The organism is Thermosynechococcus sp. HN-54, from assembly GCF_023650955.1.
Lineage (GTDB): Bacteria > Cyanobacteriota > Cyanobacteriia > Thermosynechococcales > Thermosynechococcaceae > Thermosynechococcus.
This window is the reverse complement of sequence record NZ_CP098039.1, coordinates 761,265-775,712: the sequence shown is the minus strand read 5'-3', so window position 1 is coordinate 775,712 and position 14,448 is coordinate 761,265. Positions and strand designations below refer to the sequence as shown.

Genomic DNA, 14,448 nt, shown 5'->3' with positions numbered 1-14,448 from the left:
TTGTGCGATCGCAAAGGGTGGAGCCAAGAGGCTCTAGCTTACAACACTCTTGTGAGTTCTTGGGCAGAAATTACCCGCCTAGCCGCAAGTATGCAAACATCTGCGCAGATTAGCCTACAATTGTAGGCATATTCTAGGGCTAAAAAAACTGCAAACCAAAGATAATCAGAGTAAACCCATGATTGCCCTGAACCTACGCCCCACCCTTCAACTCACCGATGAAGTCTTCGAGCAACTGTGTCGTAGCAATCCCGACCTACGGTTGGAACGCACCGCTCAAGGAGAATTGATCGCTATGGCACCTGCCGGCAGTGAAACCGGATACCAAAATGCTGACTTGCTGGGGCAACTCTGGCAGTGGAATCGTCAGATGCGCCTGGGTGTAGTTTTCGATTCTTCTACTGGCTTTGCCTTACCCAATGGAGCCATTCGCTCTCCCGATGCCGCTTGGATTGCAAAAAGCCGCTGGGAACAGCTAACCCCAGAACAACGTCGCAAATTTGCTCCCATTTGTCCCGATTTTGTCCTAGAACTCCAATCCCCCACCGACGACCTTGCTTTTCTCCAAGCCAAAATGCAGGAGTATATAAGTAATGGTGCTCAGTTGGGTTGGTTAATTGCTCCCGAAACCCAAACAGTTTATTGCTATCAACCCGGACAAGCCGTTCAACTTTTAGAACATCCATCTTGCCTTCCTGGAGAACCCGTATTACCCAACTTCGTGATGGATTTAACCCTGATTTGGGATTAGTTATCATAACCTGTGAGTTTAACAAAACCTAAAGTCTAGCTCCCTCTCCCTGAATGGGAGAAAGCTGGGGTGAAGGTAAAATTTAGCATTTCTCTTATCCTGAACCGAGGTTATCATAGCTTTATCAGGCTTTACTCTCCAAACCCACCCATGAGCATTAGTAACTATGAACGAGTCGGACGCGCCCTGAATTTACTCCTTGAAGGGCTTTATCTCTTTGTTGAACGGGAAATGAAAGCAAGCTATGGCGATCGCTGGTTGCAAGAGGTTGCTCAATGCCTGCCTGAATATAACCAAAACAAAAGCTCTGAAGAAGTGCTTCAAAGGGATGTATCCGCTGTTTTAATTGTGATTTGGGAAAAATGGCACGATGTTTTTAAGAAAACATTAGGAAGAGCAGAACGGGCACTCGTTAGTGAGTTACGAGAAACCCGAAACGCATGGGCACATACCAATACGTTTTCTACCGATGATGCTTACCGCGCCCTCGACAGTATCACTCGCCTGCTCAGCGCCATTTCTGCCCCCCAAGCTGCCGAAGTTGATAAACAAAAGCAAGAATTATTGCGCATTCGGTTTGAAGAGCAAGCGCGCAATATTACCCGCCGCACCACGACCACACCCACGGAAGGGCAGCCTATGGCTGGACTCAAGCCTTGGCGGGAAATTGCCACCCTCCACCCTGATGTGGCCTCCGGTCGCTTTCAACAAGCCGAATTTGCCGCCGATCTCTGGCAGGTCTATCTAGACGAAGGCTCTGACGAGTACCGCAACCCCGCCGAATTCTATCGCCGTACCTACCTCACCGAAGGACTAAAACAACTGCTTGCCAATGCCCTGCGACGGCTCAGCGGTCAGGGCGGTGATCCTGTCATTGAGCTGCAAACCAACTTTGGTGGCGGCAAAACCCATGCCATGCTTTCCCTGTACCATCTTTTCTCTTCCCCCCTCTCTCCCTCTGGGGGTGAGGGTCTGTTGCCGGGAACAGAGTCTATTTTTCAGGCGACTGGCATCCGTCAGCCCCCTGAGAATGTCAATATCGCAGTTTTAGTAGGCAACAAACTCCAGCCCAGCGGCATCCCTCTCTACAGACCGGAACACTAGCGCCAAAATCGCCCTTTGATTAAAACCCTTTGGGGGGAGCTGGCCTGGCAATTGGGTGGAGCCGAGGGCTATGAACTGGTGCGGCAAGCGGATGAGACCTCCACCAACCCCGGTGATGCCCTCAAGGTGCTGTTCAATCGCTTTTCCCCTTGTTTGATTCTGATTGATGAATGGGTATCCTATGCGCGGCAACTGCATGAGCACAGCGATCTGGCCGGGGGTAGCTTTGATACCCAGTTCACCTTTGCCCAAACTTTGAGTGAATCGGCTAAAAATGCTAAAGATACCCTACTGGTGGTAAGTATCCCCTCTTCCGATATTGAGATTGGGGGCGATCGGGGTAAAGAAGCCTTGGATCGACTCAAAAATGCCATCGGTCGGGTGGAATCCCCTTGGCGTCCGGCGAGTGCGGAAGAAAGCTTTGAAATTGTCCGCCGCCGTCTGTTTCAGCCCATTACCGACCCCAATTTGTTTGTGCAGCGAGATGCGGTTGTCAAAGCTTTTATGGAGATGTACCGCAACCAAAGCCAAGAGTTTCCCGGCGAGTGTAAAGAAGCCGACTACAAACGTCGCCTAGAAGCGGCCTATCCCATTCATCCGGAACTGTTCGATCGCTTGTATTCTGATTGGTCCACTCTTGACAAATTTCAACGCACCCGCGGCGTGCTGCGTCTGATGGCTAAAGTAATTCATTGCCTGTGGGAGCGGGAAGACCGCAGTTTGATGATTATGCCTGCCCATGTGCCGATGGATGACCAGCAGGTACAGTCGGAACTGACCCGCTACCTGGAAGATCATTGGTTGCCTGTCATCGACAAGGATGTGGATGGCGCCAATTCCCTACCTCTGACCCTCGATCGCCAAAACCCCAACCTAGGGCGCTACTCTGCCTGCCGCCGTGTTGCTCGCACCATTTACATGGGATCTGCCCCCACGCTGCGTGCTGCCAACCGAGGCATCGACGATCGCCGCATCAAGCTGGGCTGTGTACAACCCGGTGAAGCCCCTGCCACCTTTGGCGATGCCCTGCGCTATTTGACGGATCGCGCGACTTACCTCTATGTGGACGAAAGCAAACGCTACTGGATTTCCACACAACCCAACGTTAACCGCACTGCCCAAGAACGAGCAGAGCAAATCCTCAGCGATCGCGAGCTTGTTTGGGCAGAGATCATCAGACGACTCAAAGCTGATAAAAATCGGGGCGAATTCGGTGCTGTCCATGTTGCTCCCGAATCCACGGCGGATATTCCCGACGACTGTACTCAAGGGGTTCGGCTGGTGGTTCTGCATCCCCAACAGGCTCACAGCAGAGGTCATCCTGACAGCCCTGCCCGCCAATGGCTCGAAGATCCCCTCAACTACAGGGGTAGCAGCCCCCGCTATTACAGAAATACCCTGCTTTTTCTAGCAGCCGATAAAGCCAAGCTGGAAAACCTAGAACGCAATACCGCTCAATACCTAGCTTGGAGAGCGATCGTTGCTGAAAAAGACATTCTTAACTTGGATACCTTCCAGACCAAACAAGCAGAGACCAAGTTGAGCCAGTTCGATCGCGATGTGGATTCTATTCTCGTTGATACCTATCAGTGGCTTCTAGTTCCCCAACAACCTGATGCCCAAGGAGAAATTGAGTGGAAAGAAACCCGATTACAAGGGCAGGACTCCCCCATTGGGCAAGCCAGCCACAAAGCTGTGCATGAAGGGGATTTATTACCAAATTACTCCGCCACTAATCTGCGACTTGAAGCACTGGATAAATATCTCTGGCGTGACACCCCCCACATTGATCTCAAACGCATGTGGGAATGTTTGACGCAGTATCTCTATCTACCGCGGTTGAAAAATCAATCTGTTCTTCTAGAGGCAGTGCGCAGTGGCGTGGCTTCAACGGTGTGGGCAGATCACTTTGCCTATGCCGAAGGCTTTGATGAGAAGACAGGAAAATATCTCCATCTGCAAGTGGGAACGGGCATTAACCCTAGCATTAGCCCCCAAAGCCTGCTGGTAAAGCCAGAGGTTGCTCAAGAACAGCTCAATAAAGAGAGGAGAGAGAATCGAGAAGAGAGAAAAGAGAATGCAGAGAGTAGCTCAGTTTCCCCCACTGCTCACTCCTCACCGCTCACTCCTCAATCCTCTCCCCCTATCCTCCGCAGATTTTATGGGAACGTGGCGCTTGATCCACTGCGGGTAAACCGAGATGTGGCCACGATCGCTAGCGAAGTCATTCAACACCTGATTGCCTTGGATGGGGCAACCGTTAAAGTTACCCTAGAAATCGAAGCTGAGGTTCCTAGAGGGGTTCCAGAAAACGTCGTGCGTACTGTCATGGAGAATTGCAAAACACTCAAGTTTAAGAGTCAATCCTTTGAGCAGAGCTAACAGGGGAGCGATCGGCTAAACTCGTTTTCCCCAGCATCCCCGCTGTAGTCAAAGTAGGGTTTAAGGGCTGCAACTGCTGCTCCTTCTGCAATGATGAGAGATGGGTTCTTCCCCTCGGTATGACTGAATCATGACAACTGCAACTCGGATAGAATACGATTCCCTCGGTGCCATTGAGGTACCAGCGGACTGCTACTGGGGTGCCCAGACGGCGCGCTCCCTGAAGTATTTTCCGATGGGTCATGAGCGGATGCCCCTAGAGGTCATTCATGCCATGGCACGGCTAAAGAAGGCAGCCGCGATCGCCAACCGCGATTTAGGGGTGTTAGCCGCTGACAAAGCAGCATGGATTATTCAAGCTGCCGATGAGGTCATTGAAGGACGCTGGGATGATCAATTTCCCCTCTCGATTTGGCAGACGGGCAGTGGTACCCAAACCAACATGAATGTCAATGAGGTGATTGCCAACCGTGCTATTGAACTGGCGGGGGGGGTTAAAGGGAGCAAAACACCAATTCACCCCAATGATCATGTGAACTGTAGCCAATCCTCCAATGACACCTTTCCCACGGCGATGCATATTGCCACGGTCATTGCCCTGCACGAACACCTGCTGCCAATGCTGCGGCACCTACTGACGGTATTGCAGGAAAAAGTTATCGCCTTTGCCGACATTATTAAAATTGGGCGCACCCACTTGATGGATGCAGTACCTCTAACCCTTGGCCAAGAATTCTCGGGTTACGCCAGTCAAATTGCCGCCTGTCAAGCCCATATTGAGTACGCCTTGCAGCATCTGTATCCCTTAGCCATTGGCGGTACGGCTGTGGGAACCGGTTTGAATGCGCCGGCGGGTTTTGGCGATCGCGTGGCCGCGGAATTAGCCCAAATGACCGGCTATCCCTTCTGCAAAGTCGAGAACCCCTTTGCTGCCTTAGCGGCTCACGACCCCTTGGTGATGCTCAGTGGTGCCCTGAAAACCTTAGCAGCGGCGATGATGAAAATGGCCAATGATATTCGCTGGCTGGGATCGGGGCCGCGTTGTGGTCTAGGGGAGTTGATTCTACCCGCCAATGAGCCGGGGTCATCTATTATGCCCGGTAAGGTGAATCCCACCCAATGTGAAGCCCTAACGATGGTCTGTGTTCAGGTGATGGGGAATGATGCCGCAGTGGGAATCGCCGGCAGTCAAGGGAATTTTGAACTGAATGTTTATAAGCCCCTCATCATTCACAATGTCCTGCGATCGATCAAACTGCTGAGTGATGCTGGTCAAGCCTTTACAGAGTTTTGCCTCGTAGGCATTGAACCCAATCGGGAGCAAATTCAGCGCCACTTGGAGCGATCGCTCATGTTAGTGACGGCCTTGAACCCCCACATTGGCTATGACAAGGCCGCAGCCGTCGCCAAAAAAGCCTATAGCGAGGGTAAAACCCTCAAGGAAGCGGCGGTGGAATTGGGCTACCTCACGGCTGAGGAGTTTGATCAGTGGGTGCGGCCAGAGTTCATGCTTGGCGAAAAGGGCACCAGTTGACCCCGCAGAGATTGCTGCCAAAAGGGCGTATTCCTAGCGCGCGATCGCAGGCTTTGGTGCGTCACTGTCCACGTCACGGTCGGATCAAAGAGCACAAAGTTACGACTGTTCAGTTCGAGGCGGGGTGGCTCAATGTCCAAAATGCGCGCGGGTGCTGTACTCAGGGCGTGCCAAAGAACCAAGGCACTCAGGTATTCCTTGGCAACGAGTTCCTGCCAGAGGGCGGGTAGGGCTAATTCCAAACCAATGGCGCCGGGGAGTGCCTCGGCAAAAGAAACCATTTTTTCTTCGTAGAGCAAGGGGGTGTGGTCAATGGCGATCGCCTCAATGACGCCCGTTTTCAGTCCTTCAATGAGCGCCTGGCGATCGCTCGCTGTGCCCAAGGGAGGGTCAAGGCGGAGATTCGGATCGTAGCTGGCCAAATCCTCAACCTCAAACAGGAGATGCAGCCAAGACACACTGGCACTGACATGTGCGGGCTTTTCCTTGGCCAGAATCTCCACACTGCGAGCTGTGGATAGACGCATCAAGTGAATCGGCGTTGAGACGCTGCGCGCCAGTTCCAAAATCGCCAATAGGGGAATCGTTTCACAGCAGACGAGTTGCTCCACCAACCCCAAGCGAATGGCCACCCCACTTTGCCGCGCCACGCCATTGGCAGCCAAGGCCGGATCAAAGGGCCAAAGAGCCACCGGTTTTCCCAAGGGCTGGACATAGGTCAGCGCCCGCTGTACCAACGGCCAATGGGTCAACCCCCGATCATCACAAAAGCCAACTACCCCACTGGCGGCTAGTTCCGCTAAATCAGTTAGAGCTGCCCCCTTGCCCCCTTGGGTGAGTGCCCCCCAAACCCGCACCTGTGACCAAGCAGTGGTCGGTATCGCCTGTTGCAGCGCTTGCCACACAGCAGGGGTGTCAATCACAGGCTCTGTCGTCGGTAAGAGGGTTAAATGCTGCACCCCCCCGGCAGCGGCAGCGGCCAACAGTGTCTCAAGGGTTTCTCGCGCCTCATAGCCCGGTTGACCACTGTGGCTGTAGAGATCCACCAAGGGGGGCGCCAGCACCCAATCTGAGGCATCAATGACTTCTGTATCCGTGGGGATCTCTTGGGGAGCGATCGCCACCAGTTGATCCTCTGCGAGCAGCACATTGGCGCGCTCATCTTGGCGGTTGACCGGATCCAGCAGCCGCACCTGTTGCAACAGTCGCCACACCATGCCCTACAAGGCTCCCGCCGCTGTCCGATCCAGCACGCCCCCCAAATGGGTGGTGATATTTACCGCCTGCAATCGCGGCAGTCCCCCCTTCAGAGGATAGTCAATCACCGTGACGCTACCATTCCCCTGCTTAAAGAGCCAGAAGTTTTCAATGTCCAGACCAACAATGTGGCAGAGCAAGACCTTATTGGTGGCATCGTGGGCTACGACCAAGACATTATGGGGGGTGAGGGCATGGGCTTTCCAGCGCTTCAGCCATAGTTCCCAGGCCTTAACCACGCGATCGCGTACTTGGTGGAGGTTTTCCCCATTGGGCATTTGCACAAGGGCTGGGGTAGTGCGCCAGCGTTCCAGTTCACCGGGATAGGCCGCCTCCACCTCTGGTTCAAACTTGCCCTCCCAATCGCCGTGGCTAATTTCCGCAAGCGCCGGCTCCAGTTCTAGTTCAACATCGGGGTGATGCTGCAAAATCGCTAAGGCGGTATCCTTGGGACGCAGCAGGGGACTACTGAGGGCATGGTGAAAGGGCACCTCCTTGAGAAATTCTGCCACCGCCGCCGCTTGGGCACGGCCATTTTCATTCAGAGGCACATCAATTTGCCCTTGGAAGCGTCCCTCGCGATTCCAGTCCGTTTCACCGTGGCGCACTAGAAAGATGCGCAGCGTTTGCTCCTTGAAACGCGGCTGTGGGAAGGGATCATTGAGATGACTGGTGAGGTTAAGGGCTTCCAGTTGCGCGGGTTGTCGCAAGCCATTGCTGAAATTTAAGACGCTAATACCGCCATTGGCCTGCTGCAGCCGCAAGTAGCCTTTTACCCCCAACCCTAGCGCAGTGCAAATGAGGGCACGGTTCATGCCACTGTGGCCAACAATGACAATTGCTTCATTCTCGTGAGCTGCCAACAGTGCTTCCAGAACCAGACCCGCGCGATCGTAGAGATCTAAGAGCGGGAAAAACTCCTTCGTTTCGCCACTCTCTGTCGTGATTTTCATCATCAAGGTCTCTGGCGCTTCCTGCCAACGGCGATAGTCTTCGGGAAAACGTGCCTTCACCTCTGCAAAGGGCAGATCCTCCCAAGCTGGCAGGGCAATCTCTTTCAGCAGCTCAAGGGCATGGGGTGGCTGGAGTTCAGGATCTTGGAGTTGGGTATGGATGCCCTCTGCCGTTTCCCGTGCCCGTTTTAGGGGACTGGTGTAAATCTTGCGGATGGGAATGCCCCGTAGAGCCAGACCCACTTGCGCTGCCATCCAGTGACCGCGCTCCGTCAGTGAAGAAGCATCACTGTGACCTTGCACCCGTTCTTGGACATTAAACGTGCTTTCACCGTGGCGGACAATAATGACTCGGGTACTCAGAGGTTTCTCCTTAGCGATTGACAGACAACAAGCTTGGCCATCCCACCGTGCCATAAAGACTGTACCAGAAACCGTGACTTCGGGAGCAAAAGATTCAGGAAGCGGCGGGCATCATCCTCCTGAACATTAAATAAAAATCAAAAAAACCGACCGCAGGGGCGATCGGCAAGTCAAGTATTAAAGACCTATTTGCTGATGGGTCAGAGGCTACTTCTTGGTGATCCGAGGAGGCTCACGGAAGAAGATGGCAAAGAAGAACAGCGCGATAATGCAGGCAAAAATGAAAACGTAGGTGATGGTTTCCATAGTAGTCCCCTAGGAATGACTAGACAGCTTCTTTGCGGCGAGTGGTAACATCGCCCACTTTTTGGTAGAAGCCCCATTCCACTTGCTCCGGCGACAGTTCGGGATCAATCCCAGAGAAGACATCGCGGAACAGCGTGCGGGCACCATGCCAAATGTGACCAAAGAAGAAGAGCAAGGCAAACACTGCATGGCCGAAGGTAAACCAGCCACGGGGACTGGTGCGGAAAATCCCGTCGGAGTTGAGGGTTTCCTTATCGAATTCAAAGATCTCACCGAAGATAGCTTTACGGGCATAGCTCTTGACGGTGGGTGGATCAGTGAAGGTTTGGCCATTCAATTCACCACCGTAGAAGCTAACGGTAACGCCTTGTTGCTCAAAGCTATACTTCGACTCGGCACGACGGAAGGGAATGTCGGCTTTGACAACGCCATTCTTATCGGTGAGGATGACGGGGAAGCTTTCAAAGAAGTTGGGCATGCGACGGACAAAGAGTTCTTCACCCTCTTTGTTGCGGAAGACAGCATGGCCTTTCCAAGCTTGGGCAATCCCATCCCCTTTGTTCATCGGGCCAGTGCGGAAGAGACCTCCTTTAGCGGGGTTATTGCCAATGTAATCATAGAAAGCTAGTTTCTCTGGAATGGCCGACCAAGCCTCTTCAAGGGTGGCGCCACTGGCGAGGGAGGCCTGCACGCGGCGGTTAATTTCCTGTTGGAAGTAGCCACTGTCCCACTGATAGCGAGTTGGACCAAAGAGTTCAATGGGCGTGGTGGCACTACCATACCACATCGTGCCGGCAACAACAAAGGCAGCAAAGAAGACAGCGGCAATACTGCTGGAGAGTACCGTTTCGATGTTCCCCATGCGCAGAGCTTTGTAAAGCCGTTGGGGTGGACGCACCAGCAGGTGGAATAAACCAGCAATAATACCGACAATGCCTGCGGCGATATGGTGAGCAACCACACCACCGGGGTTGTAGGGGTTAAAGCCATCGGGTCCCCATTCGGGTGCGACAGGCTGAACACTGCCCGTCAAGCCATAGGGGTCAGAGACCCACATCCCAGGGCCAAAGAGACCCGTCAGGTGAAAAGCACCAAAGCTAAAGCAGAGTAAACCGGCAAGGAACAGGTGAATGCCAAACATTTTCGGCAAGTCGAGGGCCGGCTCACCGGTGCGAGGATCGCGGAAGAGTTCGAGATCCCAATAGACCCAGTGCCAGCAGGCCGCCAAGAACAACAGACCTGAGAGCACGATGTGAGCTAGGGCAACCCCCTCAAAGCTCCAGAAACCGGGGTCAATCCCCGTTTCGCCAGTAATACTCCAACCGCTCCAAGAACCCGTGACCCCCAACCGTGCCATGAAGGGCAACACAAACATTCCCTGCCGCCACATTGGGTTGAGAACGGGATCACTGGGATCAAAAATAGCTAGCTCATAAAGAGCCATCGACCCTGCCCAACCGGCGACCAATGCCGTGTGCATCAGGTGGGCCGCAATCAACCGCCCTGGATCATTGATCAGGACAGTGTGGACTCGGTACCAGGGTAGTCCCATTGACTACGCTCCTCCTATACAAAAATTTAGCGTTTGCATGAACAAATTTTATTAAGCAGCCGGATCACGGTAACAACCGCTTCCCTACTAAGAGTTTAACGGCCAATTTACCCGTAACTTCAGCTACGGTTGGGCAGTTTTTCTGCCAAAATGAGAATGTATTAAGAATGGTAACTAGCGTAGGTTCCTATGGCAAGCAAGGCTGAATTTGTGGCCACAAATATTAAGTTTGTTAACGAAAACAAAGAAATTATTGCTGCCAATGGCGCGAATCTGCGCTTAAAAGCAATGGAAGCGGGGGTTGACCTCTACACCCTCAAGGGCAAGCTCTTGAATTGTGGGGGCTATGGCCAGTGTGGCACCTGTATTGTTGAGATCGTCGAGGGCATGGAAAATCTCTCACCCCGCACACCAGTGGAAGAACGCAGGCTCCGCCGTAAGCCAGAGAATTATCGCTTGGCTTGCCAAACCCTTGTCAATGGACCCGTGTGTGTGAGGACAAAGCCGAAGGGCTAGAGCATTAGACAGCCCTTTTCAGAGCCTGTAGGGCACTGCCGGCCTGCTCTAGCCATTTAAGTAACTGAGCATCATCAATGCTGTGGTACATACTGAGGAGGTCTTGCAGGGAGTTGGGCGATCGCCCCGTTGCGGTCTGCCATGCTTGAATGAGTTCTGAATCCCCAGGCGGATGGTGAGGATTGGCGGCAAGACCGAGTTGGTTGGCTAAATCGTATCGAAAGCGATCTTGAAGCTGTTCTAAGACAAACTGCCGCTGCTGTGCCCGCTCAAGAACACCTGCGAGGGCTTCAATGTAGGCAGCACTATTACTGGCGATAGGTTCTTTTTCCAATAGGGGCGGGCCAAAACGTTGACTTTGTTGCCATAGTAAAAAGAGGAACAAGAGGGCCAATTGCAAGCCCACAGCCAACCAAGGGGTACGACTGAAGTAGTCGAAGAGGGTTGCAGGCACCGTCTCACTGACCACATCCTCTGGAGTGCGTTGGCGGTAGCCGTGCAGCCATTCATCAAAGTATATCGTTTCCCCCGGTTCGGCCACCTCCTGCAAAAGCTGAGCCACAACCGCAAAGTTGGCAAGACCCGTTTCGCTGCCATAGGCATTGGCGACCAACCAAGGATAGACCCCAAGAACGCGCTGTTCATGATTATGGAGATTGTTGGCGTATTTGAGATAGACAATCAAACCCTGATCATCCTTGAGGAGGGGGCGATCGCCCTGCTGGAAAGGAACGCGGCGGCGCGTTTCAACTAACACATTGCCTTGGGGCATTGAGAGCCGTGCCGCAAAGGGGGCTGCCGTGGGTTCGCCATGCCAGTAAAAACGCACCAGCGTATTGCCCTGTGCCAACCAGTCCACAAGGGACGGTGGCCAACCGATGGGACGACTACTGATTTGAAGGAGAACGTGCCCTTTGCCCCTGAGGTTGTTATAGTTCCGCTGCCAGCGCTCCACCCGAAACCCCTGCTGCTCTAGGTAGGCATAGAATTGCTGGGTGCCCCAAGGGGAGGTATCAAAGGAGGAGCCAGCGCGGCTACTGGGAGCCACCGCCAGCATCAGGAGACCGACCACCAGCAACACAAGGACAGCCAAGGCGAGGAACACCCCCTGCCGGCGGTTAATTGAGATCATTGTTGGGTCTCCCGCAGAAAGGGTTCTGCCTCAAAGTAGGCCGCTTGACAGGTGGCTAGGGTTTGGGCATCCACGGCTTCGCCGCCATAGTAACTGCGACTGTGAACTTGAAAGAGGTGCTGAATACACCGCCGCACGGCTGGCGATCGCTCCCCCAGTTGAAAGAGCCGCTCCAATTCCCGCAGGTAGTCGCCATTCGTCCAATGGGTCTCAAGCCGCAGCCAGCCCGCCTCCTGCAACCGATAGAGCAAAGCCATATAAAGGGCACGGCAGGCTCCTCGGTAGTCTCCCGCCAATTGTAGGTTTTGGGCGAGTTCCAACCATTCCTCCACGGGTCTGGGGCGCTCCTCAAGGGTAGAAAGGGGTGTCGCTGAGGAGGAAGGCGATCGCCGCTGCCACCATCGCCACAGGCTGCGCCCTAGGAAATACAGGGCGAACCCAAGGCCAACGAGCAAGACCCCTTGAAAGAACCAGCGTAGCCATGCCTCTAAGGAGGGGGAGTCCTCCCAAAACGGCTCCGTTTGCTGGCGAAAGAGTTGGAGAAAGGTGTACTCAAGGGCTTCACCCAATTGTCGCCACTGGCGATCGCCCTGCCAGCGCAGATCATCGAAAAAGTTCACCGCCGCTAGACGAGACTACGCTTCCGACTGTCGCACAAAGAGCACGGGGCACTCGGCATAGACCCGCACATAGTCAGAAAGGGAAGTGCCCAAGAGGCGATCCAAGTCGGGTAAACTGCGGGCGATCGACGGACGCCGATCCGGGGAACCCAGAACGAGGAGATCGGCATTGGTATCAGCAGCAATGCGGCAGATTTCTTCACCGGGCTTGCCGGTAGTCAGGACACACTGGTATTCCACACCCCGCTGCTTGGCCACCGTTGCCGCTTCCGCAAGAATTGGATCCTTTTCAGCAGCCGTGCTGGGGGTATCAGCATGTCCCTTGAGGTCAGGGTTGACATGGGCAAGAATGAGTTTACCGCCCTTGACCCCCTCCATCAGGCGCACTGCTAAGTCCAAGGAGGCTTTGGCTGCGGCAGAATTATTGAGCGCTACCATGATGCGGTTGATTTTCTTCACAAAGAGGTCATCGCGTACCAGCAACATCGGTCGGGAAGACAGTTGAAACACATACTGGCTGACGGAGTTTTCGAGAATGGATTGCAGTCGCTTGAGTCCCCGCGATCCCATGATGATCAAGTCAGCATTGATTTCATCGGCCACATGCAACACTGTATCTTTGGGATCCCCCTCCCGCAGCATGGTATTGACACTAATCACCGGGTCAAGGTGCAGTCGGGCAACGGCTTCCGCTAGGAGTTTGGCACCTGCTTGACGTTGTTCGGCCATCTCCTCGGCAGTAATTTTCGGGGGAATCACGTGCAATACTGTAACGGCAGCCCGTTGAATCGCTGGCAACTCCATCAGCGACTTGAGCATTTGTTCGGATTGTCCAGTTCCTGAGTCTGCCAATAGAATATTTTCAATCATAAATCTTAAACTCCCAACATCTGGTGAGCATCACGGCATGGATGGCCACTACAGCCCTTTTCCCAAGGATGGCACGCGCTGAAAACAGTCGAAACTGCTGGAGGATAGGATGCTTTCCTCATTCGTACACGCCACATCTTAGAAAAAGGCTGTATGACGATCTTAGGTCTGGGTTAGGGGCTTCTTGGTGGAACGCTACAAATCTTAGGCATTGGCTAGGGGTGCGATCGCTAGGGGTGCTTTTGATACACTAAGCAAGAGACCGTTCAAGGAAGCCCTATGCCGCGATCGCAACGGAACGACAATTTTATTGACAAAACCTTTACGGTCATGGCTGACCTCATTCTCAAGGTCTTGCCCACCAGTTCGCAGTCAAAAACCGCCTTTGCCTATTATCGCGATGGCATGTCTGCCCAAGCGGACGGGGAATATGCTGAGGCACTGGAGAACTACCAAGCAGCCCTAGAACTAGAGGAAGACCCCAACGATCGCAGCTACATTCTCTACAACATTGGCCTGATCCACGCCAGCAATGGCGATCATGAGAAGGCACTGGAATATTATCACCAAGCCCTTGAACTCAATCCCCGCATGCCCCAAGCCCTTAATAATATCGCAGTGATCTACCACTACTTGGGGACACAGGCAGAAGAGCAGCAGCGCTCAGAGGAGGCTGAACAACTCTTCGATCGCGCCGCAGACTACTGGAAACGGGCGATTCAACTGGCACCCAATAACTACATCGAGGCGCAAAACTGGCTGAAAACCACTGGCCGCTCCAATATAGATGTCTATTTCTAAAGGATCACAAATGGCAACAAAAGTCATTACCGCAGAGGATGTGCGCAAGGTCGCTCATTTGGCTCGCCTCGCCGTTGATGAAAGTGAGATTGAAGCCCTGACCCAGCAACTAGATAGCATCCTTGACTATGTGAATCAACTGAGTGAACTGGATGTCACAGATATTCCGCCGACAACCCGTGCGATTGAAGTCAGTAATGTGACCCGTCCCGATGTGTTGGAACCTTGGCCGAATCCTGAGGACTTACTGGCGATCGCCCCGGATCGCGAGGATGACTTTTTCCGTGTGCCCAAAATTATGTAAGGC

General features: G+C 53.5%; 12 protein-coding genes and 1 pseudogene. 6 read left to right on the top strand and 7 right to left on the bottom strand.

Annotated elements, in window-relative coordinates:
• The first annotated feature begins 178 nt into the window (after positions 1-178).
• The 3 genes and pseudogenes from NBE99_RS03720 (at position 179) to fumC (ending at position 5,771) form a co-directional block, all read left to right on the top strand.
• Positions 179-751, top strand: a complete 573-nt coding sequence (locus NBE99_RS03720; protein ID WP_250683157.1) for a Uma2 family endonuclease — start codon at positions 179-181, stop codon at positions 749-751.
• Positions 752-901: 150 nt separating this feature from the next.
• Positions 902-4,237 (top strand): annotated as a pseudogene (locus tag NBE99_RS03710) (Swt1 family HEPN domain-containing protein).
• 130 nt (positions 4,238-4,367) lie between these two features.
• Positions 4,368-5,771 (top strand): class II fumarate hydratase, encoded by a 1,404-nt coding sequence (fumC, locus tag NBE99_RS03705; protein ID WP_250683154.1) that lies wholly within the window; start codon positions 4,368-4,370, stop codon positions 5,769-5,771.
• Here fumC and NBE99_RS03700 read toward each other — a convergent pair.
• From NBE99_RS03700 to psbB, 4 genes are all read right to left on the bottom strand, one after another.
• Positions 5,723-6,988, bottom strand: coding sequence for a dihydroorotase (locus tag NBE99_RS03700; RefSeq protein ID WP_250683153.1), 1,266 nt, complete (start codon positions 6,986-6,988; stop codon positions 5,723-5,725). The two genes, fumC and NBE99_RS03700, sit on opposite strands and share 49 nt — an antisense overlap.
• Before the next feature lie 3 nt (positions 6,989-6,991).
• Complete coding sequence (locus tag NBE99_RS03695; protein ID WP_250683152.1) at positions 6,992-8,398, bottom strand: histidine phosphatase family protein; 1,407 nt, start codon at positions 8,396-8,398, stop codon at positions 6,992-6,994.
• Positions 8,399-8,551: 153 nt separating this feature from the next.
• Positions 8,552-8,650, bottom strand: a complete 99-nt coding sequence (locus NBE99_RS03690) for a photosystem II reaction center protein T (protein ID WP_011057371.1) — start codon at positions 8,648-8,650, stop codon at positions 8,552-8,554.
• A gap of 19 nt (positions 8,651-8,669) precedes the next feature.
• Complete coding sequence (psbB, locus tag NBE99_RS03685) at positions 8,670-10,202, bottom strand: photosystem II chlorophyll-binding protein CP47 (RefSeq protein WP_250683151.1); 1,533 nt, start codon at positions 10,200-10,202, stop codon at positions 8,670-8,672.
• 189 nt (positions 10,203-10,391) lie between these two features.
• On the opposite strand from psbB, the gene NBE99_RS03680 reads away from it, so the two are divergent.
• Complete coding sequence (locus NBE99_RS03680; RefSeq protein ID WP_250683150.1) at positions 10,392-10,718, top strand: 2Fe-2S iron-sulfur cluster-binding protein; 327 nt, start codon at positions 10,392-10,394, stop codon at positions 10,716-10,718.
• Between the two features lie 4 nt (positions 10,719-10,722).
• Here NBE99_RS03680 and NBE99_RS03675 read toward each other — a convergent pair whose 3' ends face one another.
• From NBE99_RS03675 to NBE99_RS03665, 3 genes are read right to left on the bottom strand one after another with little or no spacing between them, the layout of a single operon-like run.
• Positions 10,723-11,850, bottom strand: coding sequence for a DUF4350 domain-containing protein (locus NBE99_RS03675; protein WP_250683149.1), 1,128 nt, complete (start codon positions 11,848-11,850; stop codon positions 10,723-10,725).
• Entirely contained in the window at positions 11,847-12,470 is a 624-nt protein-coding gene (locus NBE99_RS03670; protein WP_250683148.1) for a DUF4129 domain-containing protein, read from the bottom strand. The genes NBE99_RS03675 and NBE99_RS03670 overlap by 4 nt, the downstream gene beginning before the upstream one ends.
• Positions 12,471-12,485: 15 nt before the next feature.
• Positions 12,486-13,340, bottom strand: a complete 855-nt coding sequence (locus tag NBE99_RS03665; protein WP_250683147.1) for a universal stress protein — start codon at positions 13,338-13,340, stop codon at positions 12,486-12,488.
• Positions 13,341-13,619: 279 nt separating this feature from the next.
• Here NBE99_RS03665 and NBE99_RS03660 point away from each other — a divergent pair, with 279 nt between their 5' ends.
• Both NBE99_RS03660 and gatC read left to right on the top strand, forming a co-directional pair.
• Complete coding sequence (locus NBE99_RS03660) at positions 13,620-14,141, top strand: photosystem I assembly protein Ycf3 (protein WP_250683146.1); 522 nt, start codon at positions 13,620-13,622, stop codon at positions 14,139-14,141.
• 10 nt (positions 14,142-14,151) lie between these two features.
• Positions 14,152-14,445 carry an Asp-tRNA(Asn)/Glu-tRNA(Gln) amidotransferase subunit GatC gene (gene gatC, locus NBE99_RS03655; protein WP_250683145.1) on the top strand — a complete coding sequence of 98 codons (294 nt, stop codon included), beginning with the start codon at positions 14,152-14,154 and terminating at the stop codon, positions 14,443-14,445.
• Positions 14,446-14,448 lie beyond the last annotated feature (3 nt).

Bases quoted from the DNA above. Each gene is read 5' to 3' on its own strand.
- NBE99_RS03720 (WP_250683157.1), top strand. From the start codon at position 179: ATGATTGCCCTGAACCTACGCCCCACCCTTCAACTCACCGATGAAGTC.
- fumC (WP_250683154.1), top strand. From the start codon at position 4,368: ATGACAACTGCAACTCGGATAGAATACGATTCCCTCGGTGCCATTGAG.
- NBE99_RS03700 (WP_250683153.1), bottom strand. From the start codon at position 6,988: ATGGTGTGGCGACTGTTGCAACAGGTGCGGCTGCTGGATCCGGTCAAC.
- NBE99_RS03695 (WP_250683152.1), bottom strand. From the start codon at position 8,398: ATGGCACGGTGGGATGGCCAAGCTTGTTGTCTGTCAATCGCTAAGGAG.
- NBE99_RS03690 (WP_011057371.1), bottom strand. From the start codon at position 8,650: ATGGAAACCATCACCTACGTTTTCATTTTTGCCTGCATTATCGCGCTG.
- psbB (WP_250683151.1), bottom strand. From the start codon at position 10,202: ATGGGACTACCCTGGTACCGAGTCCACACTGTCCTGATCAATGATCCA.
- NBE99_RS03680 (WP_250683150.1), top strand. From the start codon at position 10,392: ATGGCAAGCAAGGCTGAATTTGTGGCCACAAATATTAAGTTTGTTAAC.
- NBE99_RS03675 (WP_250683149.1), bottom strand. From the start codon at position 11,850: ATGATCTCAATTAACCGCCGGCAGGGGGTGTTCCTCGCCTTGGCTGTC.
- NBE99_RS03665 (WP_250683147.1), bottom strand. From the start codon at position 13,340: ATGATTGAAAATATTCTATTGGCAGACTCAGGAACTGGACAATCCGAA.
- NBE99_RS03660 (WP_250683146.1), top strand. From the start codon at position 13,620: ATGCCGCGATCGCAACGGAACGACAATTTTATTGACAAAACCTTTACG.
- gatC (WP_250683145.1), top strand. From the start codon at position 14,152: ATGGCAACAAAAGTCATTACCGCAGAGGATGTGCGCAAGGTCGCTCAT.